The organism is Fischerella sp. PCC 9605 (assembly GCF_000517105.1).
In the GTDB taxonomy this organism is placed as follows: Bacteria; Cyanobacteriota; Cyanobacteriia; order Cyanobacteriales; family Nostocaceae; genus PCC9605.
The window spans coordinates 1,163,705-1,186,242 of the sequence record NZ_KI912148.1; the positions used below are offsets into that span (position 1 = coordinate 1,163,705).

Annotated in this window: 15 protein-coding genes and 1 pseudogene; 10 read left to right on the forward strand and 6 right to left on the reverse strand. The window is 41.6% G+C overall.

The features are described 5' to 3' along the window. Positions 1-75 precede the first annotated feature (75 nt). The 5 genes from FIS9605_RS0107425 to FIS9605_RS36490 all read left to right on the forward strand — a co-directional run bounded on the left by FIS9605_RS0107425 (position 76) and on the right by FIS9605_RS36490 (position 4,885). Entirely contained in the window at positions 76-813 is a 738-nt protein-coding gene (locus FIS9605_RS0107425) for a carbonic anhydrase (RefSeq protein WP_026732027.1), read from the forward strand. A gap of 147 nt (positions 814-960) precedes the next feature. Next, a complete protein-coding gene (locus tag FIS9605_RS0107430; RefSeq protein ID WP_026732028.1) occupies positions 961-1,320 on the forward strand; it encodes a four helix bundle protein in 360 nt (119 codons plus the stop codon). A gap of 137 nt (positions 1,321-1,457) precedes the next feature. Then, positions 1,458-1,922: a Mov34/MPN/PAD-1 family protein gene (locus FIS9605_RS0107435; RefSeq protein WP_026732029.1), complete on the forward strand. Its 465-nt coding sequence runs from the start codon at positions 1,458-1,460 to the stop codon at positions 1,920-1,922. Between the two features lie 162 nt (positions 1,923-2,084). After that, positions 2,085-3,257: a molybdopterin-synthase adenylyltransferase MoeB gene (gene moeB / locus FIS9605_RS0107440; RefSeq protein WP_026732030.1), complete on the forward strand. Its 1,173-nt coding sequence runs from the start codon at positions 2,085-2,087 to the stop codon at positions 3,255-3,257. Positions 3,258-4,306: 1,049 nt separating this feature from the next. Then, on the forward strand, positions 4,307-4,885 hold the full coding sequence (locus FIS9605_RS36490) for a YqhA family protein (protein WP_051469948.1): 579 nt from the start codon (positions 4,307-4,309) through the stop codon (positions 4,883-4,885). A 270-nt stretch (positions 4,886-5,155) separates the two neighbouring features. Here FIS9605_RS36490 and FIS9605_RS0107460 read toward each other — a convergent pair whose 3' ends face one another. Beyond that, positions 5,156-7,516 (reverse strand): AAA family ATPase, encoded by a 2,361-nt coding sequence (locus FIS9605_RS0107460; RefSeq protein WP_035139445.1) that lies wholly within the window; start codon positions 7,514-7,516, stop codon positions 5,156-5,158. A gap of 374 nt (positions 7,517-7,890) precedes the next feature. Here FIS9605_RS0107460 and FIS9605_RS0107465 point away from each other — a divergent pair, with 374 nt between their 5' ends. Next, positions 7,891-8,166: a hypothetical protein gene (locus FIS9605_RS0107465; RefSeq protein WP_026732033.1), complete on the forward strand. Its 276-nt coding sequence runs from the start codon at positions 7,891-7,893 to the stop codon at positions 8,164-8,166. Positions 8,167-8,204: 38 nt separating this feature from the next. Then, positions 8,205-10,388: a S8 family serine peptidase gene (locus tag FIS9605_RS0107470; RefSeq protein WP_026732034.1), complete on the forward strand. Its 2,184-nt coding sequence runs from the start codon at positions 8,205-8,207 to the stop codon at positions 10,386-10,388. A 50-nt stretch (positions 10,389-10,438) separates the two neighbouring features. Here FIS9605_RS0107470 and FIS9605_RS0107475 read toward each other — a convergent pair whose 3' ends face one another. Then, positions 10,439-11,512, reverse strand: a complete 1,074-nt coding sequence (locus tag FIS9605_RS0107475; protein WP_026732035.1) for a helix-turn-helix domain-containing protein — start codon at positions 11,510-11,512, stop codon at positions 10,439-10,441. Between the two features lie 164 nt (positions 11,513-11,676). Between FIS9605_RS0107475 and FIS9605_RS43920 the strand changes: the two genes are divergently transcribed. Continuing rightward, positions 11,677-11,874, forward strand: coding sequence for a hypothetical protein (locus FIS9605_RS43920; RefSeq protein ID WP_026732036.1), 198 nt, complete (start codon positions 11,677-11,679; stop codon positions 11,872-11,874). Positions 11,875-12,121: 247 nt separating this feature from the next. On the opposite strand, the gene FIS9605_RS0107485 is transcribed toward FIS9605_RS43920, so the two are convergent. From FIS9605_RS0107485 to FIS9605_RS0107495, 3 genes are all read right to left on the reverse strand, one after another. Then, entirely contained in the window at positions 12,122-13,765 is a 1,644-nt protein-coding gene (locus tag FIS9605_RS0107485) for an acetolactate synthase large subunit (protein WP_026732037.1), read from the reverse strand. Positions 13,766-13,874: 109 nt separating this feature from the next. Continuing rightward, positions 13,875-15,242: an NAD-dependent succinate-semialdehyde dehydrogenase gene (locus FIS9605_RS0107490; protein ID WP_026732038.1), complete on the reverse strand. Its 1,368-nt coding sequence runs from the start codon at positions 15,240-15,242 to the stop codon at positions 13,875-13,877. A 1,373-nt stretch (positions 15,243-16,615) separates the two neighbouring features. Next, the gene (locus FIS9605_RS0107495; protein ID WP_026732039.1) at positions 16,616-16,876 is read right to left on the reverse strand and encodes a DUF7219 family protein; all 261 of its coding nucleotides are present in this window, start codon (positions 16,874-16,876) and stop codon (positions 16,616-16,618) included. Between the two features lie 692 nt (positions 16,877-17,568). Here FIS9605_RS0107495 and FIS9605_RS36495 point away from each other — a divergent pair. After that, a pseudogene (locus FIS9605_RS36495) lies at positions 17,569-19,235 on the forward strand (tetratricopeptide repeat protein). Positions 19,236-19,274: 39 nt separating this feature from the next. On the opposite strand, the gene FIS9605_RS0107505 reads toward FIS9605_RS36495, so the two are convergent. Further along, positions 19,275-19,985: a rhomboid family intramembrane serine protease gene (locus FIS9605_RS0107505; RefSeq protein ID WP_026732040.1), complete on the reverse strand. Its 711-nt coding sequence runs from the start codon at positions 19,983-19,985 to the stop codon at positions 19,275-19,277. Positions 19,986-20,178: 193 nt separating this feature from the next. Here FIS9605_RS0107505 and FIS9605_RS0107515 point away from each other — a divergent pair, with 193 nt between their 5' ends. Next, positions 20,179-22,278 (forward strand): serine/threonine-protein kinase, encoded by a 2,100-nt coding sequence (locus tag FIS9605_RS0107515; RefSeq protein WP_026732041.1) that lies wholly within the window; start codon positions 20,179-20,181, stop codon positions 22,276-22,278. Positions 22,279-22,538 lie beyond the last annotated feature (260 nt).

Consider the following 22,538-nt stretch of genomic DNA (forward strand, 5'->3'; position numbering starts at 1 on the left):
GAGAAGACGAGGGCAAAATTTGGTGTCGTTGAAAGTAATTTTGAATTCATTTTGTGTATAAAATGAGGTGCATTAATGAGTCAAATCAATGGTTTCGCTGGGCGTCGAAACTTATTAAAGCTACTAGGTGTGGGAAGTGTGGGTATTGCGGCTAGCGCGGCTGGTGACGTAATTTGGAATAGACAGCAAGCTATTGCTCAACAGCCATCGACGACTCTTGAAAAAAAACCTCAACCAGTTAGTCCAGACGCAGCTTTAACAAGGTTAACAGAAGGAAATAAACGCTTTGTAAATGGCAAGCGTCTCAGTCCCAACCAATCAAAGCTGCGTTTGCAACAAACATCTGTAGCCCAGTATCCGTTTGCAGCTATATTAGGATGTGCTGACTCGCGGGTTCCTGCGGAAATAGTTTTCGATCAAGGACTAGGAGATTTATTTGTTGTGCGAGTTGCTGGTAATGTTGCCAGTCAAACGGCAATAGGTAGCTTAGAATTTGCTACAGCTGTATTAGGTGCTCAGTTAATAATGGTTCTAGGTCATGCCAAATGTGGTGCAGTATCAGCTGCCATTAAAGGCGATCCACTTCCTGGAAGAATAGGGGTTTTTGTGGAGGAAATTAAACCATCAGTAGAAAGGGTTAGATTCAAAACAGGCAATATAGAAGAAAATGCCATTATTGCTAATGTGCAATATCAAGCCCAAAATTTGCAAGAACACTCAACGATTTTAGGAGGCTTGATGAAAGAAGGTAAACTCAAAATTGTTGGTGGTCGTTACGACTTGGCTACTGGCAAAGTAACGATGTTGACGTAATTTGTTGTAGTTAGTAGTTAGTAGTTAGTAGTTGGTAGTTGACCACTAACTACTAACCACTATCTACTAACCATTAACCTCATAGAGTGGCATAGTAGTAGGGTGGGTATTGCCCACCCTACTATTTGTCTGGGGTATAAAATTACAATGACAGACTTCCGAGAACTCAAAGAATGGGAAAAAGCCCATGAGTTAACAGTCGCAGTCTACAAAACCACGCAAGCTTTTCCTGAAGAGGAGTTACTGGGGTTAACGCAACAAATTCGTTTAGCCTGTTCTGCTATTCCCATTAAAATTGCTCAAGGATGCAATCGCGAAGACAAAGAAGACCAAGTTAATTTTTTAGTATTGGCTAGAGATGCAGCGATCGAAGTGGAATACTATCTCTTGCTGTGCTATGAGTTAGATATGCTCGACTCTTCTGACTACGATCGCCTAGTCAGCAGAACTGTGGAAGTCAAAGAATTACTCGAATCTTTCATTGACAAGCTGAGTCATAACTTTTAAATGGTTAGTGGATAGTGGTTAGTGGTTAGTAGATAGTGGTTAGTGGTTAATGGTTAATAGCCAGTGGTTAGTGTTTATTAGTCAAAAACTAACTACTAACTACTAACTACTAACTACTAACTAATAACAATTGCATTATGATTCAACTCAGTTCAGAACACTTGCAAGCTATCCGCAACCATGCCGAAAGTATCTACCCTGAAGAGTGTTGCGGTATTATTTTTGGTCATCTTAGCGAGGATGGCAAAACTGTGGTAGAAATTATGCCCACAGAAAATGCTTGGAGTCCAGAAACCGCGACAGATGTTCCTGATGTTGAAGTAGTTGATGGGAGAAGGCGGAGATATGCGATCACACCCCAAGTTATGTTAGCAGTTCAAAAAGAAGCACGAGCCCGCTCTCTCTGTATAATTGGTATTTATCACTCCCATCCTGACTATCCAGCGATTCCCTCAGAATTTGACCGACAGTGTGCTTGGCAGGAATACTCTTATATGATAATTTCCGTGCAAAATGGCACAGCTGGTGAAATCAATAGCTGGTGTCTGGATGAAAACCACCAGTTCCAACCAGAGGAAATTGAAGTTACCAAAAAACGGTGAAAAATTCGCCATAAAAACATTCATAAAACTTAAAAATTACCAACTTCCCTCACAGCCCCCACTCTCTTACTCCCCCACTCCCCATCCCCCCATCTCCCCATCTCCCCACAGATCCACATTTTTGGGTAGGATAAAAAGTCCGCGCTTCCTCATCAAACTGCTATGCTGAATCCGAATCTGGATGAAATCCAGCTGATAAAAGACGATTACGAACGCTATTCCCGCCACCTCATTTTACCGGAAGTCGGTGTGGAAGGACAAAAGCGCCTAAAAGCTGCCAGTGTACTGTGTATCGGTACGGGTGGACTGGGTTCGCCATTGCTTTTATATCTAGCGGCGGCGGGTATTGGACGCATCGGTATCGTTGATTTCGATGTTGTTGATAGTTCCAACCTGCAACGCCAAGTGATTCATGGCACTTCTTGGGTAGGTAAACCTAAGATTGAATCAGCAAAGAATCGCATTCTGGAGATTAACCCCTATTGTCAGGTTGATCTTTACGAAACCCGTCTCAGTTCCGAAAACGCCCTCGATATTATTAGACCTTATGATGTCATAGTCGATGGCACAGATAATTTCCCCACCCGGTATCTTGTTAACGATGCTTGCGTGTTGTTGAACAAACCCAACGTCTACGGTTCTATTTTCCGGTTTGAAGGGCAAGCAACGGTATTTAACTACGAGGGTGGGCCGAATTACCGCGATTTGTACCCCGAACCCCCACCACCAGGGATGGTTCCTTCCTGTGCAGAAGGTGGCGTACTAGGTGTTTTATGCGGCATTATTGGCAGCATCCAGGCAACGGAGACTGTCAAAATCATTATCGGCAAGGGTACAACTTTAAGTGGACGCTTGCTGCTGTACAATGCCCTAGAAATGAAATTCCGCGAATTGAAGTTGCGTCCTAACCCGGTACGTCCGGTGATTGAGAAGCTGATTGATTACGAACAATTCTGCGGTATCCCCCAAGCGAAAGCACAGGAGGCAAAGCAGCAGATGGAAATTTCGGAAATGACAGTACAGGAATTAAAGCAGTTGCTCGATAGCAGCGCTAATGATTTCGTGCTGCTGGATGTCCGCAATCCGCATGAGTACGAAATTGCGAAGATTCCCGGTGCGGTGTTGGTGCCGTTACCAGATATTGAAAATGGTAATGGTGTTACCAAAGTGCAGGGAATGTTGAACGGTCATCGCTTGATTGTTCATTGCAAGTCGGGTATGCGTTCCGCCAAAGCTTTGGGAATTCTCAAACAAGCGGGAATTGACGGTACGAATGTGAAGGGTGGAATTATCGCCTGGAGTAAGGAAATCGATCCATCAGTGCCACAGTATTAATAAAACAAACCACAAAGACACAAAGGACACGAAGAAATCTTCGTGTTCTTTGCGTTTTTTGGACTTGAGACAAAAAAGATGTTTCGCGCATCAGTTGACGTTTTGATCCCCCCTAGCCCCCCTTAAAAAGGGGGGAACTAATACCGATTTAATAAATGTTTGCAACACATCCTGATGTAGAGACGCGCCATGGCGCGTCTCTACAATGTCTATTTGTCGCATTATTTTTTCAAAATGGTATAAAGTTTTGAAGTCCCCCTTTCTAAGGCAGGGCTGTTTCATTCCCTAAAAGGCTCTGATTTACAAGTGTCTAAGTCAAAAAAATCAGGTGATGAAAAAATCTGATTGGACAAGAAAATGGCGATCGCACTCAAATTTTCTGGTCTTTGCGGTGATTTTTCGCTCACCAACTTCAGCAAATTTTACAGCGAGTACTCTTGACAAAATCCTTACCTGCTCGAATGAAACAGCCCTGCCTTTCTAAGGGGGATTATGGAGGATCTTCAGTAATCAAGTTCTGCTAACTGAACCGTATTGAATTCTAAGTAGGTCGGCACAAATACAGTTAACTCGTGAGGTTCGTCATCTATCATTTGTCATTGGTAAGGGTTTTAGCAATTTTTAATTTTCTTAACATAGCTACTTTTATTCCCACCTACCTATTTAGCAAAATAAAAAGCCCCCAGTTTGTGGGGGTTTATTCTTTGGGAGAAAATTCTACTTAGCTACTTCCTAGTGTTATGGATCGAAGGTGACAAACTAAGAACACCAAGAATAGAAAAGTTCCCTGCTGAAAACGATATGGTTCAGATCGGCCCGCAATATCCAAGCCTACTTTCGCCAGGCTTTGTTGATGTAGCCCCATCATGCCTGAGTGACGGCTAGCGTTAACTGAACCGTATTGGCATCAACCCTACGTCAGAATTACCGCAACTTTGTCACCAGTTTGCCCCGGTTGGTCGGTTATCTTTAAATAATAATTTGAAACAAATTGTTGCAATTCTTGGAACTCCCACATTACAAGGATCTTAGAGCAAAGGGATAAGGCTATGCTTTTTAAAACCATGCTTCAGCAAATTTTTCTTGGCTGTCGAATATCGATTCTAGTTCCTGTAATTTGTTCATTATTGGCAGGGTTTACACTCTTAATATACGGCGCTGCCCAAACTATCAATACGATAGGTCACGCTGTAAGCGTAGGTCATGTATCTAGCAAGGAAGCAAAGATGATGGTTTTATCGTTTATAGAAATCATCGATTTGTTTCTCCTGGCGACAGTTCTCTACATTACAGGATTAGGACTCTATGAACTTTTTATTGACAGTCGTATCAAGGTACCAGCCTGGCTAGAGATCCGTAACATCGATGAACTCAAAAGCAAGCTTGCCAGCGTCGTGGTAGTGATATTAGGCGTTGTGTTCCTCGGGCAGGCAGTAAGGTGGGAGAGTGGAAGAGAAATCTTGCCCTTTGGATTAAGTGTTGCCTTAGTGAGTGGAACTTTAACTTATTTTCTGGGCGAAAAAAATAAAGGCGAAAAAATGAAAAAGTATTTAGGTAGTAACGGAACAAAAAACGCCATTATCCATGAAAATGAAGTAGAGTATAGCACTAACGGGGGCAAACATTGACTTTAGGTCAAAATCAACTCAACATCCTCTTCTGGTAAGGGAATTGGTGAACTCGCTATCAATTCCCTTGTTTCTTTTTCCGTCAGTTGGATGTCTTTTGCGGGGTTTGTGCTGACAGGAAGTTTATTTATGTTGGTGTTCCCGCAACAGCAATTAATTATAGCTGCAATAGGAGTATGGGTAGGTGCGATCGCATTTTTTGGTAGCGGGTGTGTATTGCGGTAAGTCGCACACCGAGTGAAGAATTAGAAGATTATTAGGAAAAAGAATTTACCTTCTCTGGGCAAACCACTGCCGAATCAACTCTACTTGGAAGCGATAGCCATCATCTATTTCCTCAATCAACTCTCGCTGCAACAGCAATTTAATAGTACTATCTGCAACGTCGGGAAATTCTTGGAATATAGTTTTGCGAGTGGCGATCGCTCCTTCTCCTTTAGCGGCAATGCAACGCAAGATAGCAAGTCCCGCCGCGTTTACTTGGTTATTTTGAATATCAGCAAAGAAAAAACCACCAGTGCTGAAAGCTTCTGGAATTGCTGCTTCCACATCTTCTAAAGTTGCCAGTCGCCGTACAGAAGGGTCTTGTTCGTTCTTGAGGGCGACAATTTCACTACACAGTAGTTGTACCAGGTAAGGGTGAGAGCGGGTAAGTTGTAATACTCGCTCCACGGACTCAGGTTCGTAGCGCAGAATAAAATCTTTAACGGGATGTTCAATTAATTTACGCGCTTCGTCTTCTTTCAGGTAGCTGATATGCACGACTTGCACATTGATGAGGTAGCTAGCCCAGCGTTGATATTCTTCGATAGTATGGGAACCAGCCAACAGCACTTTAAAACGAGGACGATGTTGGATGAGGTGACGCAGCATTCCTAAAATGTCTTGTTCATCAAAACGTCCCTTTGTTATGGCACTGTCGAGTACCTCGAATTCATCTAGCGCAAGCAATCCGGTATTTTGTTCTAGTGCCTGTTCTACTTTATCTAACCATTCATAAAAGCAGGTGAAAGCGTCATTTGCTAGGACTTCGCGGGTGAGGGGTGGTAGGATTAAAGCACTTTGACGTTTGGCTGAAGATATCATTCCTTTTGCAAGGTTGTAGAGAAAACCTGCATGGTCACTGGCTGATGAGGGTGCGCCTTGCAAGTCTACAAACATGGGGATGATAGTATTAGGTAGCAAGCGTCCCAGGTTGTTGAGGAGGGAAGTTTTGCCCATACGCCGCTGTCCGTAGAGTAGCAAGGGAGGGCGGCGACGGTCTAGAAGTAATTCCTCAATACGTGTACCAATGTCACTGCGTCCAGTGAATATTTCTTGCTCTTGTGTGAGAGGTACACCGATGATGTACGGTGAGTCAATTTCTTGGCGAAGTTCGGCTTCTTTGGTCAGTTCCTCTATATAGCTGGTTATTATCTTACGCCAACTGTCGGCTATAGAATCAAAACGAGAAGCATATTTGTTACTACTGCGAGTTAAGTTCAAGTTCTGCAAGTATTCATCTAAACGGTCTACAACAGTCCTGAGCGCCAGACGTTGATTGTATGCACTTTCCTGGTTTAAGGCCGCATCCACATATTTACTGATGCGAGTGAATATGCGTAGCAGGGGACTAGCTGGGCGTTGTAGTTCGTCAATCACGTGATAAACCTGACGGATAGTTTTCATGTCAGCACAGCTTTCTAAACGGCGTGCATCTAGTTCAATACACGCAGCTTCAATTGCCCAGCGCTGGCGACTTTTACGTAAATAATTTATGGCAGCTTTTCCCTCGACTGGCCGACGCTCTATGACTAAGATCAGGTGCTTGTCTAAGCCAATTAGAGGTATGCGTTGCCATTCATCCCAAAAAGCAGAGTTCCAACGCAACAGACTCAGCTTACTGTCTGTACGTTTTTTGTCCATTTCATATAATAGCGTATTCCATATTATAAAGAACGGATAGAGCACTACAGGTCGCCACAAGTTCATAGTAAGTCCCACGATGAACACCAGAACCCACGCCATAGTGAACACCACGACCCACGCCCTGTCAAACACCAGGCCGAACACCAAGCCGAACACCAAGCCGAACACTAAGCCGAACACCAGGCCTAACCTTATGTTGAACACCAGGCCGAATCCCATACCGAACACCACACCCAACGCCACGCCCAACGGTACGCCCAACGCCACATATGATGCCATGACCAACGCTACGACCAAAGCCAAGCACAACACTAAGACCAACTCCTCACCCGACGTCAAGCCCAACGTTACGCCCCATGCCATACCCGACGCCACACCCCATGTCATACCCGACGCTACACCCCAGACTATGATAAACGCAATATTTTTTGCTGACTTGCCCAATACCCACGGCATCAAAACAAGGGTTAAATTAGCCAGGATAGGTAAGACAATGTATAGCTGGAACAGTAGCTTCCACAAAATTGGGTTTCGCCACTGCAAACACCTCCCTGATGCAGAGTCAGGGTTTAGAGCGGGGTCAATACGCTCTAAGTGGTTTCGCCACGCAGAGGGACGGAAGACAAGCCAGAGAAGCAGTTGCAAGCTACCCAGCATCAAGTTAGGGTGTTGCTCAGGTTTATGGGTGTAGGCATTGCGTGGCATATTTTTTGATGAAGTCATTGCCGCGTTTTTCTTTGTTGGTATTGCTACTTTCCATTCAAAATCTGAAATTGCAACATTTAGGATATTTTTGTGTTGTTATTCAAATCTTAACGCTTCCCTTCTCCTAAATTTACCCCTAAGTCAGCCTTAAGTCATCTCTATTCTCACCCAGCCTGGAAGTTCAATGGAATTGAAAACTTAAAACGGTAAGTTAAAGTCATATCTTGCATCTTACCGCTCTCATCTTGTCTTGGCGCTAAGTGAAATGACACTAATCAAGCTAAAGCCTGTAAAGCCTGTTGAAAACCAGATCTGAAGCTCTTGATTTTCCGTAGTCCGCCCACCAGAGTCTAATCTCAACCAAAGATAAGGGTAAAGAGAGAGTTAGAGTTATGATCGATGCACTGCGAAAAAAATTAAGCGCATGGGCGCTAAACCAGTTAGAGCAGATAATGTTATCTTCTGATGAAATCGAAATGCTGGTTCGCACCGAAAAGCCCCTATCTCCCGCTCAGCAAGATGAACTTCAAAAACGAGGCTATCGCAGTCATTATGTTGTGGGCAACTTCTCTAGTGGTTCCGTAAGCAATGTCAAACAATTAGAAGAGGTTGCTGAATTGCAGTTTGTTCGTAACATCGAACTATCATTCCCTATGTCTAAGGAGTGAAAAAGCTAAAGCGAAGTTTGAGAGTGCAGGTTTGGTGTATGGGAGATAAACTAGATCCACAGCTGTGGTACTTAATGTACAAACATAACTCTGATAAATCTGAACTTGCATCTCCTGAACTTGCAGAGTGGGTTGGGCTACGTCAGACACAAGAACAACTGAATACTGTTGAGGTTCTGGTACGCTGTATAGATGCTAATCGCTCAGATGCTCTACGCAGCATTGGTATGAATATTCATTTTGATATCCAGGAACCTTATACTATTGCCAGTGGAGAGGTGACGTTAGATACATTAGATAAACTGAAAGAGCTGGATTTTGTTGCTAGGGTGGAAGCATCTCACCCAATGCTGACAGATCTCCAAGATTCCCGTGACGAAACTTGCACAGAACCTCTACACCTGAGTGACCCAAAAGTAAGGGGTGAAGGGGTGATAGTCGGCATCATTGATACAGGTATAGATTACACACACGAAAGCTTTCGTAATGATGATGGTACTTCGCGCATTTTATATTTATGGGATCAAGGCGCGGAGAAAGACCCAAATGGCAGAGTCCCTTACGGACGAGAATACACCAAAGCTCAGTTGGATGCAGTATTAAAATTATCAAATCCCCTTACGGAAGTCAGTCACCAAGATGGTAATGGACATGGCACCCATGTTGCTGGAATTGCCGCAGGTAATGGATGTGCGGAGTGGAATCAATGTATTCATAATAATAATAAATGTGCGAAGCAGTGCAAATATACTGGCATTGCCCCTGAAGCTGACCTGATTGTGGTTGCTTTCCAAATGGAAAGAATCTCTTCTCCAGAGGATTCAGGTAGACCATTGACTTTAGGACGTTCAGTCCGAGCTTTCAATGCATTCGCTTACATTACTCAGCGTGCGAGCGAATCGAGTCGCCCCGTTGCCATTAACCTTAGCATGGGAACCTGTATTGGCGGACATGCAGGCGAAACGCTGTTGGAGCAATTTCTGGATCAACTTTTGAGGCAACCTAAGATTGTTGCGGTTAAGTCAGCAGGTAATGAGCAAGAGAGGCTTAGCCATGCCGGAGGAGAGATACAGCAAGGACAAACTTTGGTTCTGGAGTTTGAAGTCGACAGCAATAATCCTCGAGACATGCTTGAGGTGTGGTATGACGCCGCAGACACAATCAGCATTTCCCTACAACCTCCAGATAGTGTTCCCTTGGCATTTACTGCACCAAATGATATATATGAGCGGTTTCGGACAAACAATAATAATGACATAACCTTAAAGTTTGACTATGATGTCGATCTCAGTGGCGATACGAGCGCTACTATTTTTCTATTAGGGGGCAGGGCAAAGTACATTCAATCTGGCAAATGGAAACTGCTGTTGCGGGGCGACAGTGTAGAAGTAGGACGCTACGATGTCTGGATTAGTGGAATTTGTAAACAGAGCCGCTTCCTGAGAAATTCTGCTGACGACAGCTGTACAATTACAATTCCTGGCAACGCCAAGCGTATTATAACTGTTGGATCTTACGTAATTAGTTCAAGTACAAATCCACAACCAAGTACAAGTTTAGAACCAGGAAATATTTCATCTTTTAGCAGTCGAGGACCAACCCGCTACGGGTTACAAAAACCAGAAATAGCGGCTCCAGGGGAGGAAATTATTTCTGCTCGCTCTAAGAGTGCAGACCCAGATCAGTGTCCAGCATATCATGATAGTAGACACTATACACCCATGATGGGTACAAGCATGGCTGCGCCCCATGTAACGGGAGCAGCAGCCTTGATTTTAAGTGTGAATCAGGGTTTAACTTGTGAGCAAGTCAAGCAAATTTTGATGCAAACAGCCCGACGTGATGACTTTGTCTGTAGCGCTCCCAACCTCAACTATATCTGGGGTAGTGGCAAATTAGATGTAAAAGCAGCTGTTGAACGTGCCCGTACAATTCAGTTTTCTCAAATCAGCAATGTACAAATCAACGGTGCAACCCTCTCATGGCAAACCGACATTCCTACAACAACTGTTGTGCGTTTTCATACCCATCAAGGTAAGCTGCAACTCGGCAAGGTTGTCGGTACGCAAGAAGACTCTACGCTGCAAACGAATCACACGCTAACTCTTAGTGGATTGTCCCCCGGAACGTACTATTGCGAAATTTCAGGTGTTTCAGAAGACAATTGGCAGACAACTGACGATAACTATGGAGATTTTTATATTGTAGAAATCACTAATTGAACAGCAGTTTGCTAGCCTCCAAGCAAAGAAACGAGAAGAAGCAAATAGCTCTACAACAAATCAGTAAATGGCTTTATTTGTCTTAAACCTTCCTTTTGCCAATCATCGCCTACTTCTCCGTCTTCCAGACTAAATAACCTTTCTCTACAGAGAATTTGCACCAAAAGTGGGAAGCACTGACTTTTAGTCAAAATCCATTTAACATCGTCCTCTGGGAAAGGAATGGGTGAACTAGCTATTAATTGCCGTGCTTCTGTCTCAGACAGCGCTCCCAAAGTTACAGAATAGCCGAAAATATTGAAAAAGGGTGAACTATGGCCGTTGCTGCGAGCCAGTTCAAGTGGTGATTCGGGAGAAGCCAAAACAAAAGCTAGATTGCCTCCTGTATGGTTCGTTGCCAAGGAGCGCAAGCACTCCCAGAAATTATCATCCAAATCAGGACAGCGTTGCAATCCAATACCAATCTCATCAAGTAAGATGACTGTGGGGTTATGTAAATTGCTACTAACTACATCCATAAAATTATCCAAGTCACAAGGTGTCGGCACTTTCATACCCAGGCTTTCAATGATGTAGCTTAGTAGCCTTACTCTACATGCCATACGCGGATCTTGAAAGTCTATGAAAATCCACTTATAAACTTCCGCGCATGGTAGCCATTGATACTTTTGCTCGCGACGTAACTGTTCTGCTGGAGTAGTAGTGATATTTTTCAGGTAGTGCAGCAAAGAGGTTTTGCCAATGCGCTTTTTGCCGATAATAGCGGCATTTTGCAAGGGATGGCGCTTGAGTAAATCGAAGAGGCGTTTGAGATCCTTCTCGCGTCCGAAAAAGTAACGAGGATGTGTGATGGGTGTGCCCGTGATGAAAGGCGATCGCTCCTCAAGGGATGGTTTTGGTTCATATGAAGAATCTGCAATTTCTTTCCAATCTAGCCCCAATGCCCGACTGATTTCAAGGAAATTCAAAAAATCAACGGGTTTACCACTAAGGAAGTTTTTAACCGTGGATAGAGAAAGTCCTAAATCTACAGCCAAATCTTTTTGACGTGGATAACCTTGAAGTTGGATAGCTACTTTAACTTTTTGGATATAATCTGAGGCTACCTTAACTGATCGCGCCATTACTCCTTAGTAAAAAAACTGTTTATATTCTAGCTCTATAGCAATTAAAAGTCAGCGATAAATCAACTGTAAGTCAACTTTTTTCAATACACAAACACGACTGCTCTCAAAGTAGTACCAGTACTACAGTTAACCTGACATTTGAAATTATAATTCTGAGTGCGATGGCTGGTTTTGTAGATAGCGTGGTATCGTTTTCGGGTAACAATCTCAGCGAGAAGTGTAAAGATTTCTTGCAGGCTATGGAAGTTCTTGCTAGAACTTCTGGAGCAGAATTTGATACAACTCATCCAGCAATTCCCAAACGAATTGAGGCACTGAAAGCTTTAACGATCAAGTATCCACCTCAGACTCTGTTCTGAGAAGGTGAAAATCGCATATTTAAAACTCAGCCTTTGACCTATGACCTTTCTAAAGATGGAGGATCGTTACGAATTAACTCTAGTTATGGTGGTTCAGTTGCTGATGATATAGATAGTAAGTTCGGCAATTGATTCTCCCACCGCTAATCTCGTCAGATATGGCGGTGGCTTTCTGCGCGAATTAGGTAAAAATCTGAGTGAGGAGTGCAGATCAACTCCTTTGTCTGAACTCCTCACTCCTGACTTTTTACACCACACAGTTCAACTCACCCGCTTTTTGTGTAAAGCGGATATTTTCCCGATAGTCTACAGGGCAATCTATCACTGCTGGCACATCTTGAGCTAGGGCTTCTTTCAGCACAGGAACCAAATCGGTAGCTGCTTCTACACGGTAGCCTTTTAAGCCCATACTTTCGGCAAGTTTGACAAAATCAGGATTGCCAAAATGCACGAAAGACGATCTACCTTTGCCAAATTGATTTTCTTGCTTCCATTCAATCAAGCCGTAGCCACCATCATTAAAAATTAAGGTGACAAAGGCTGTACCAACACGCAAAGCAGTTTCTAATTCCTGGCAGTTCATCATAAAACCGCCATCGCCAGTTGCAGCTACAACTTTGCGATTGGGATAAACGAGTTTGGCTGCTAAAGCACCAGGAATGGCAATTCCCATTGCTGCAAAACCGTTAGAAATAAGGCAAGTATTGGGACTATAGCAGTGATAGTGACGGGCAATCCACATTTTATGTGCGCCGACATCAGAAATAACGATATCTTCTGGGCCCATGATCTGCCGCAAGTCATAAATTATTTTTTGAGGCTTGACTGGAAACCCGCTATCGTTGGCGTATTGTTCGTAGTCGGCGCGAATATTTGACCGTAAGTTAATAGCATAAGGATTGGGTTTACCCTGGCGGTCTGCTACTTTTAAGATTTCATAAAGAGAATCTGAAATATCACCTACTACTTCCACACTGGGAATATAACTACTATCTATTTCTGCTGGCGTGGCAGCAATATGAACAATAGGAATCTTGCCATCAGGATTCCATTTTTTCGGGGAAAATTCAATTAAATCATAGCCAATGGCTATTACTAAGTCTGTGTTATCAAAACCACAGGTAATGAAATCCCGCTGCTGCAATCCTACTGCCCACAATGCTAAAGGATGGGTGTAAGGAATAACTCCTTTGCCCATAAATGTATTAGCAACGGGGATATTTAGCTGAGTGGCAAATTGGGTGACAGCATCACTGGCTTGAGCGCGGATGGCACCATTTCCTACTAAGATAATTGGATTAGTCGCCTGCGAAATTATTGCTGCGGCAGACCTAATATTCGCAAAAGAAGCAAAAGTTTTTTCGACATTATGCTTTTGCAAGGGTTTGCCTTCTACTGGCATAGCAGCAATATTTTCTGGCAAATCGATATGAACAGCGCCAGGTTTTTCACTTTGTGCTAGCTTAAACGCTTTCCGCACCAATTCCGGTGTAATACTAGGTCGCACAATCTGTTTATTCCACTTTGTCACCGGGGCAAACATTGCCACCAAATCCAAATATTGATGGGATTCGATGTGCATTCTATCTGTTCCTACTTGCCCGGTAATCGCTACTAAGGGCGCACCATCGAGATTAGCATCAGCCACCCCTGTCATTAAATTTGTAGCCCCTGGCCCAAGAGTTGAAAGACAAACCCCTGCTTTTCCTGTCAGACGTCCGTAGACATCTGCCATGAATGCCGCACCCTGTTCGTGACGGGTAGTAATAAATTGAATGGAGGAGTGTTTTATTGCTTCCAAAACGTGCAAATTTTCTTCGCCAGGGAGTCCAAAAACATATTCCACCCCTTCATTTTCCAAACACTGTACTAATAACTCTGCTGTATTCATTTAATTTCCTCACTAGCGAAAACAAGATATTTGTCACTCGTCATTGGTCATTAGTCATTGGTCATTAGCTTTTGCACCAATGACTAATGACTAAGGACTAAGGACAAAGTTACTTAACCCACACCGTCTTAACATTGACGAATTCATGTATACCTTGAATACCCAATTCCCTGCCATACCCAGAACGTTTAATGCCACCGAAGGGGAGGCGGGGATCGGATTTGACCATACCGTTGATAAATACGGCACCTGCTTCGATTTCATTGACTAAACGCTGTTGTTGTTGAGAATTGGTTGTCCAAGCGCTTGCACCCAAGCCAAAGGGTGTAGCATTTGCTAGTTTAATTGCTTCGTCAATATTTGGTACGCGGAATAACAACGCCACCGGGCCAAAAAATTCTTCTTTGGCGATCGCACTATCCGGAGACAGGTCTGTAATAATTGTCGGCGGATAGAAGTTGCCAGGACGATCTCCTAAAGGCTTTCCACCAGTGAGGACTTTTCCCCCAGAATTGACACTAGTTTGCACTTGTTGGTCTAAATCTTGGAGAATATCAGAGGTTGCCAGTGGCCCGATATCGGTTTCCGGTTGCATGGGATCGCCTATTTTCAGCGCATGGTACTTTTCTAATAGCAGCTTTTCAAATTTGTCTGCGATCGCTTCTTGGATGATGAAGCGTTTTGCTGCTATACATGATTGACCGTTATTCAACATCCGCGCTGTAGTCGCAACTGCAACTGCTGCTTCTAAGTCAGCACTTTCTAACACAATAAACGGGTCACTGCCACCCAATTCTAGAACTGTCTTCTTAATTTGTTTACCACATGCCGTGGCAAGAGACATGCCTGCTGGTTCGCTTCCTGTCAAGGTAGCAGCTTTGATGCGTTCATCGCTGATTAAATCGGCGACTTTGGCACCAGGTATTAACAAGGTTTGAAAAACACCTTCAGGGAAACCCGCCCTTTGGATAATGTCTTCAATTGCCAAAGCACACTGCGGCACATTAGAGGCGTGTTTGAGTAAGCCGACATTTCCCGCCATGAGTGCGGGTGCTGCAAACCGAAATACTTGCCAAAAGGGGAAATTCCACGGCATCACCGCGAGAACTATACCCAATGGTTGATATTTGACAAAACTTTTTGTTGCATCGGTTTCTACGTAGACATCAGCCAGGAATTGAGCGGCGTGTTCGGCGTAGTAGCGACAAACCCAAGCGCATTTTTCCACTTCGGCGATCGCGCTTTTGTAAGTCTTGCCCATTTCCAGGGTCATCAACTTGGCAAAGTCCGCCTTTTCTTGTTCTAAGATATCAGCAGCTTTTTCCATCCAGCGCGATCGCTCTGGAAAACTCGTCATGCGGTACTTTTCAAAAGCCTGTTGCGCCAAATCCAGTTTGGCGGCAATTTCTGTATCATTATGTGGCTCAAAGTTTTTGAGCAACTCCCCTGTGGCGGGATTAATAGTGGCGATAGGCATTGCCTGACCTCCCGTAAACAGTAACTTGAGGTAGCATTCTAACTTTTACCCGTATCCATAGTGGAAGCTACCATCAAAATTTTAGACTTTTAGCCAGGGTTTGTTTTGCAAATGTTAATCTTTTGCAAAATAAATGCAACAAAAGATACGAATTATTCAGTAATTATATTGATTAATAGTTTTTAGGTGCTTAATAGTTAGATGTTAATTGTCTGTGGACAAAGTTTTTTTGGTGCTGATGTGCTAGCAATTTCTCAAACATCTCAGCACTACGCTACGCTCATCTAAGTTCAAAATTCTCTGACTTACCGCTGTCCACAGCCATATATTGTTTGTTTACAGATACAAAATCTTCTTTTTGGAGGCTTAGGTAATGTCTAGAATTTCATATCGGTAATACCAAATCAGTGGTAAGAAACTGAGACCTATAAGACTAATATTTGATTTTTGAAAAGATACGTAGGGGAGGCAAAAAGGGGTGTGGATTTTCCTCCCCCTTTATTGCCGTTGCGTTACGCCAAAGGCTAACGCACCTTTCTAAGTTTTTGGTGCCGTACTCTCGCCGATAACACACCCTACGTGTACTTAGATTTTTTCAATAATCAAACCGGATTCCTATATTTTTTGTAAAGTGAATTAAAGTTCTGAACAAATACTATTTTTTATAGTTAATTAATTGGTTGATTATGTTCTATAAAATTAACCTTTCACATACTCTTAATTAAGCTTTTTGATTGAGTTAAATAATTACTTTTCCTACCTTAAGATTATAGATTCAGTCTTAACTGTAATAATTTTCCCACTTTTCATACTTTTCTTCATTTCAATGCTTAAATATTTTTTAATGATTTAAATTCAAATTTTCTTGCTTTCATCTTGATAAGAATGTTATAAAGAATCAAAATCTGCTTTTAAACTATGAGTGAGCGAACCAATAACAATCAATGTAGAGGTGCTAAGTTTCGATATTTTTGATAGACGCAATCTTTTTTCCGATATTGTATGTGTCGCTCCCATACAGACAATTGTCAGACAAGAAGACTAAATTGTGCTGGTTTAGAAAATTAAAAAGGTTGAATAAATAGATGTTTCCCCAGCTTGTACTGTAAATAGCAATCAAATGATATCAGTGCAGCAAAGTAAACAAACAAATTGGCGAACTGTAGAAAGCCAGAAAGTAAATTCAGCCAGATAGCGCTCGGAATTTCGCACAGATTTTCACACCAGATTAGGCTAAGTTGAACTAATAGAGTTCGACTTAGCTTTTCCTAAAAAATAATTCAGATAGCTTTATGCAAGTTGAGTAGGAGAAATTTTTTGGTATACTAACCCTAAAATGGTTTTGCTTATTTAATTATAAATAAACAGTAAATTTATGTTATTCCTGGTGAAGGTTTGTTGCCAATACCCAGTTCTTTTTTACTACGCTTCAACTGCTTCCAGAGCGCATGGATTTGATTATAGGCTTCTTCTGAAGACAGCTTGCCAGCCGTCTCTAAATTAGTAATGTAGCTAACTTTTTGAGAAAATTCTTGGAGGTTGGCATTAAATACTAAGCACTCTGGTTTTACGTTACCGCGATAGCGACTGCGAGGGTAGAGAAAATTGTTAAAATTTTTTTGTTCGGGCTGCACTCTTATTCTCCTTATATTAATTACTTCAATATCTTCCTAATATTCAAATATTGATGTTTTGATTAACTATTAAACTTATATATTAAATAATTTCCATGTCAGCTGTCATCTGCTTAAAGAATCAGTTAAATTTAAACTAATTCGTATCAGTGAATACACAGTTGAGCTTGACTTGAACTGATAAAAATTTAACTATGGTTTTCCAATAGAATTTCCGAACGTATTGACTGCGATCGCCCTTTTTCAGCTTTCTTGGTTTTGGTCTCGGCAATAATAGTTCTATTGATCGTCACTTTTCATCATCCATTAGGTCAGTAGGCGATCGCTTTTTTGAGACATTAACGCCACTTATTACCAGAAAGTTTAAAATAGCATCTGCCTTAAGTAGTAAATTTATATAAGTTTTGTAAACTATTGTTTCGCACCTTTGGCATAGGACTGCTAAGCTGTTGCGCTTACACAATGACCAATGACTAATGACTAATGACGACCCTCACGAGCAATTATGCAATTTTAAGGCGTTACAGCCTATAAGTTTTTGCCCAAACAATATGTTTACACTTTTGTATTGTCATAAAAATAAAGGTAGCTGCATCGCTATTAGTAAAAATGGGACGCAGATTTTGATATCTTAGATAAAAAAATCTGAGCAAAGGATTCGCAGAAACATAAAAGGATTCGCAGAAACATAAATGGACTGGATAACCGTACTGCGATCGCTTCAATCTGACTTCATCAAAAGGTTAACAACTGGTTGTCTGCTGCACTGTCAAACAGAAGGTCATTATAGTGAAATAATTATAATCTCTGGAGAAAGATTAAAGGCACTCAGGGAATTTTGCTGGCAGATGGCAGAAAAATATAAGCGCGTTTCGCCAGTCCGTGATGTTTTTATCAACTATCTGAAAGGAAAATTAGGAGAGGAAGTTGTTAAAGAACGTTTAGCTGATTTGATTACGGAAGTAGATTATGAAAAGCGATTTGGTGGAGATGGCAAAATAGATTTTACGTTGACTTGCGATCCATCAATTGGTATCGAAGTAAAATCTCGTTACGGTAGCATTGATAAAGTCAGATGGTCTATTAGTTCAGAGGAAGTGGAAAAAAATGCAGTTGTAGTCTGCATCTTGATTCAAGAAGAAGTGAATGAAGCACAATCAGAATATCACCTCTTCTTAGCAGGCTTTCTCCCAACTCAAATGATTAAGCTTAGAACTGGTAGAATTTCATTTGGGATAGAGCAATTACTATACGTGGTGGTTTGCGATGTTATTTAGAACAATTACAATGTTCTACAAATTACAATTCATCTAATGAAAAAAATATCATCATTGATAAGTATCAAGATAAACATAAACCTAAGCTCAATCTAGTCTATCAACCACCCCAAAATCAATTGATAAAATCCTCTTTTCAGGCTGGAAAAAATGAAGCTGTACACGCTCGGAGTGAAGAGTTAAATATAGTTTACAGAAAACTTGGTGATGAATGCAGCCAGAAAGGAGAGTATGAGGCTGCCATGATTAATTATAATCAGGCATTGCAACTTCAACCTCAAGACTCTGATACATATTACAAACGTGGTTTAGTGCGTTATCAGCTAGGAGATTATGATGGTGCGATCGCCGATTATACTCAGGCAATTTCAATCAATCCAAACCACGCCAAAGCTTATAACAAAAGTGGTTTAGCACGTTATCAAATTGGAGACTACGAGGGTGCAATTGCGGATTATACTCAGGCAATTAGAATTGCTCCTAATGATGCCGTCGCGTACAAAAACCGTGCTAATATTCGTTATTATATAGGAGATAATCAAGGAGCAATTGAAGATTACGCTCAAGCAATCAAGATTTATCCCAATAATGATTATAAAAATTCCAAACGCACTCATTCTCATCCTCAAATAGGAGACTATCAAGGAGCGATTGAAATATCCTTTCAGGAGATTGAGATTAGCTCTAATGATGCTGATGCTTATAAAAACCGCGGTAATTTTCGCTCAAGCTTGGGAGATTACGAGGGAGCAATTACAGATTATACCCAGGCAATAAAAATTAATCCTAACGACTCTGATGCTTATTACAACCGTGGTAATGCTCGTCACAATCTAGGAGATTACGAAGGAGCAATTGCTGATTATACAGAAACTATTAAGATAAATTATAATGATGCTGATGCTTATTTCAATCGTGGTAACACTCGTTATTGTTTAGGAGACAAGCAAGGAGCGATCGAGGATTTTCAAAAAGCCACAGATCTCTATCGCAAAGAAGGTAATATAGCAGAATATAAAAAAGCACGCGAAAGAGTTTTAGAATTAGAAATAGAAGAATCTTTAGATGATTTAAATTTTTAAGAGTTGGTTGTTTGTTAGTGGTTGGTTGTTGGTTATTAGTTATCGTCGTTTTAGTTGTCGCATCGCAGTTGCACCGATAATTAATCCTGCTATCTGCGCCCAATAATTAATGCTAGTCAGTGGGTTTACGCCACCAGGAATGCTTAAACTACCAATGCCATAAAACAACTGTTGTACCAACCACCAAAATGTATAGAAAACCGCTGGTAATTGCACAGGTATAAATACAATCAGCAGAGGCATAACTGTGTCAATTTTAACTTTTGGAAACTTATAAACATATGCCCCTAAAATAGATGCGATCGCACCATTCGCTCCAATCAATGGTATTGTCAAACTAGGGTCAGCGAGAATTTGTATTATCTCTGTCAGAATGCCACACATGAGGTAAAACCCTATAAACTGACCATGTCCGAGAATTTTTTCCAAATTTCTGCCAAAAACCCACAAAAATAACAAATTACCTAATATTTGGCTAAAACTGCCGTGGATAAACATTGCCGTTAGCAGAGAAGTGGAACGCGATAACAAAAATATCCCAGCAGCTAAATTACCAGATAGTACATCGCCTATAGCACCATTCATTTGTGCGGGAATCAGCCCCCAATTGTAAACTAAATTGCCTAATATACCCTCAATCTCTAGCTTCAATTCCCACAAAAATAAGGCAATGTTAATACCAATCAGCCAGTAAACAATAATCGGCTTTTTACGTGTGACAATAAAAATGTTATCGCTAATAGGAATCATTAGAATTAGTCATTAGTCATTGGTCATTGGTCATTTGTTATTGGTTCTTTCCCTTACTCCCCATCACCCCATCTCCCACTCTCCCACTCTCCCCATCTCCCCATCTCCCCATCTCCCACTCCCCTACTCTCCCACTCTCCTACATATGGCAAGATTGGAATCAGATTGTCGCGCATTCAACTAGGCGAACCAAATGCTGGGAAACACACTTGTTGGACGATACCAAATAATCAGCCATTTGGGAGGAGGGGGATTCGGTGAAACTTTTGTCGCTTGTGATACTCAATTACCTGGCAGTCCTAAATGTGTTGTTAAGAAACTTAAACCCCAAGCAACAGATCCTGTAAGCTTACAAACAGCAAGACGATTATTTGATACGGAAGCCCAAGTTCTCCACAAATTAGGCACGCACAACCAAATTCCTCAGCTTTTGGCATATTTCGAGGAAAGTGAAGAATTTTATCTGGTACAAGAATTTATTGAAGGTCATGACCTTAGTCAGGAAATTACACCAGGAAAACCCCTAAGTCAAGACCAAGTAATTTCTCTTTTAGAAGAAATTTTGCGAATCTTAGATTTTGTCCATCGACAAAACGTAATTCACAGAGATGTCAATCTCTATAACTTACTTAGACGCGAGCAAGATGGCAAGTTAGTTTTAATTGATTTTGGGGCAGTTAAACAAATCACTACTCAGGTGATTAACCCTAACGGTAAAACTAAATTTACCGTTGCTATAGGCACTCCTGGATATATTCCTAGTGAACAAGCCCAAGGCAATCCAAAATACAGTAGCGATATTTATGCTGTAGGTATTATTGCTATTCAAGCACTGACTGGTTTATCTCCTGACCAATTTGAAGAAGATGCAGATAGTAATGAAATTATTTGGCAAAATCATACTACTGAAGTAAGTCAGGAGTTCGCCCAGTTTTTAGATAAAATGGTGCGCTATGACTTTCGCCAACGCTACCCTTCGGCAACCGAGGCTTTGCAGGCGTTGAAAGAATTGAATAATCCTAGTTCTCAGACAATCGCTTTAAATATTCCTTTTTCTAATCAGAATTCTATAAAAATCAATAAACCCAAAAAAAGTATATTGATAAAATTGCTGAGCGGAGTGATGTTAGCAGGATTAGGTACTGCAGCGTCAATATACATTTTTCATACTATCAATTCTGTTAACGCTACAGAATTATACAGGCAAGCCAATGTACTTTATGAATTACAGCGCTATCAAGATGCTTTATCTACTTATGAAAAAGCGGTAAAAATTCGACCAGATTATGCTGATGCTTGGAATGGCCAAGGCAATGCGCTGAATGAGTTGAAAAAATACAAAGCAGCACTGTCTGCATACGATAAAGCAATTCAAATTGAGCCTGATTATTTAAAAGCTTGGGTAGGTCGGGGTTTTGTATTAAAAAATTTGCAACGAGATCAAGAAGCAATTGCCTCTTTTGATAAAGCTTTACAACTTGAAAATAACTCTCCTAAAGTCTGGAATGCAAAAGGAGAGGTTTTAAGTAACTTAAAGCGATACGATGAAGCAATATCAGCTTATGAACAAGCAATTAAATGGCAAAAAGATGATTATGTAGCTTGGTATAATAAAGCCTTGACTCTGCAAAATTTAAAACGTTACGAAGAGGCAATATCAGCATACGATCAAGCTGTTGAAATCAAACCCAGCTATGCAGAAGCATGGTATCAGCGCGGTAATGCTTTAGTAAATTTGCGACGTTATCAAGACGCATTTACAGCATATGATAAAGCCGTACAATCAAATCAAAGTTATTACCAAGCATGGTTGGCAAGAGGCAATACCCTCATTAATTTGCAACGCTATCCAGAAGCAGTTGAATCGTTTAACCAAGTAATCAAATATAGCCCTAACAACTTTGAAGCATGGTATGGAAAGGGCTGGTCGCTACATCAAATGCAACGCTATGAAGAAGCGATTACAGCTTACGATCAAGCAATTGAACTGAAGCGAGGTGATTATTTAGTATGGTACAACCGCGGCAATTCACTATACAATTTAAAGAAATATGAAGAAGCGATCGCCTCTTACAACCGAGCAGTACGTTACAAATCGCAACACTATGAAAGCTGGTTTTCCAAAGGTAATGCCCTATTTAATTTGCTGCGTTATCAAGAAGCGATCGCCTCTTACAATGAAGCTATTAAACTGAAGCCAGATTACGAACAAGCTATCAAAGCCCGTGACGTCGCTCAAAGTCAGTTACCACTCCAAAACCCCAATATACCTACTGTTCCACCTACACGCTAACGTTAGCAACTGAGGCACCCAATACGTCTCGGATAGCGCGCTTCATCTTCATTTGTGTCTGGTAAAAGGTAAAAGGTGAAGGGGTAAGGGGGTTGCTTCCATCCTTTTCCCTTTCCCCTTTAACCGAGAAGTATTGCCGGGCGCGTGTACAAAAAGAAGGTGTTGCGATCGCAACACCTCCCCTGAGCATGGGATGATTTTCATAGTTTGGAATAGCAAATAAGCTTTTACCTTTCCCTTTACCCTTTACCCTTTACCCT

What these genes read in the sequence shown, in the direction of transcription:
- FIS9605_RS0107505 (WP_026732040.1), bottom strand. Translation starts at nt 19,985, where the DNA reads ATGATTCCTATTAGCGATAACATTTTTATTGTCACACGTAAAAAGCCG.
- FIS9605_RS0107460 (WP_035139445.1), bottom strand. Translation starts at nt 7,516, where the DNA reads ATGACTTCATCAAAAAATATGCCACGCAATGCCTACACCCATAAACCT.
- FIS9605_RS0107435 (WP_026732029.1), top strand. Translation starts at nt 1,458, where the DNA reads ATGATTCAACTCAGTTCAGAACACTTGCAAGCTATCCGCAACCATGCC.
- FIS9605_RS0107425 (WP_026732027.1), top strand. Translation starts at nt 76, where the DNA reads ATGAGTCAAATCAATGGTTTCGCTGGGCGTCGAAACTTATTAAAGCTA.
- FIS9605_RS0107470 (WP_026732034.1), top strand. Translation starts at nt 8,205, where the DNA reads ATGGGAGATAAACTAGATCCACAGCTGTGGTACTTAATGTACAAACAT.
- FIS9605_RS0107490 (WP_026732038.1), bottom strand. Translation starts at nt 15,242, where the DNA reads ATGCCTATCGCCACTATTAATCCCGCCACAGGGGAGTTGCTCAAAAAC.
- FIS9605_RS0107430 (WP_026732028.1), top strand. Translation starts at nt 961, where the DNA reads ATGACAGACTTCCGAGAACTCAAAGAATGGGAAAAAGCCCATGAGTTA.
- FIS9605_RS0107485 (WP_026732037.1), bottom strand. Translation starts at nt 13,765, where the DNA reads ATGAATACAGCAGAGTTATTAGTACAGTGTTTGGAAAATGAAGGGGTG.
- FIS9605_RS0107475 (WP_026732035.1), bottom strand. Translation starts at nt 11,512, where the DNA reads ATGGCGCGATCAGTTAAGGTAGCCTCAGATTATATCCAAAAAGTTAAA.
- FIS9605_RS36490 (WP_051469948.1), top strand. Translation starts at nt 4,307, where the DNA reads ATGCTTTTTAAAACCATGCTTCAGCAAATTTTTCTTGGCTGTCGAATA.
- FIS9605_RS0107465 (WP_026732033.1), top strand. Translation starts at nt 7,891, where the DNA reads ATGATCGATGCACTGCGAAAAAAATTAAGCGCATGGGCGCTAAACCAG.
- moeB (WP_026732030.1), top strand. Translation starts at nt 2,085, where the DNA reads ATGCTGAATCCGAATCTGGATGAAATCCAGCTGATAAAAGACGATTAC.
- FIS9605_RS0107515 (WP_026732041.1), top strand. Translation starts at nt 20,179, where the DNA reads ATGCTGGGAAACACACTTGTTGGACGATACCAAATAATCAGCCATTTG.
- FIS9605_RS43920 (WP_026732036.1), top strand. Translation starts at nt 11,677, where the DNA reads ATGGCTGGTTTTGTAGATAGCGTGGTATCGTTTTCGGGTAACAATCTC.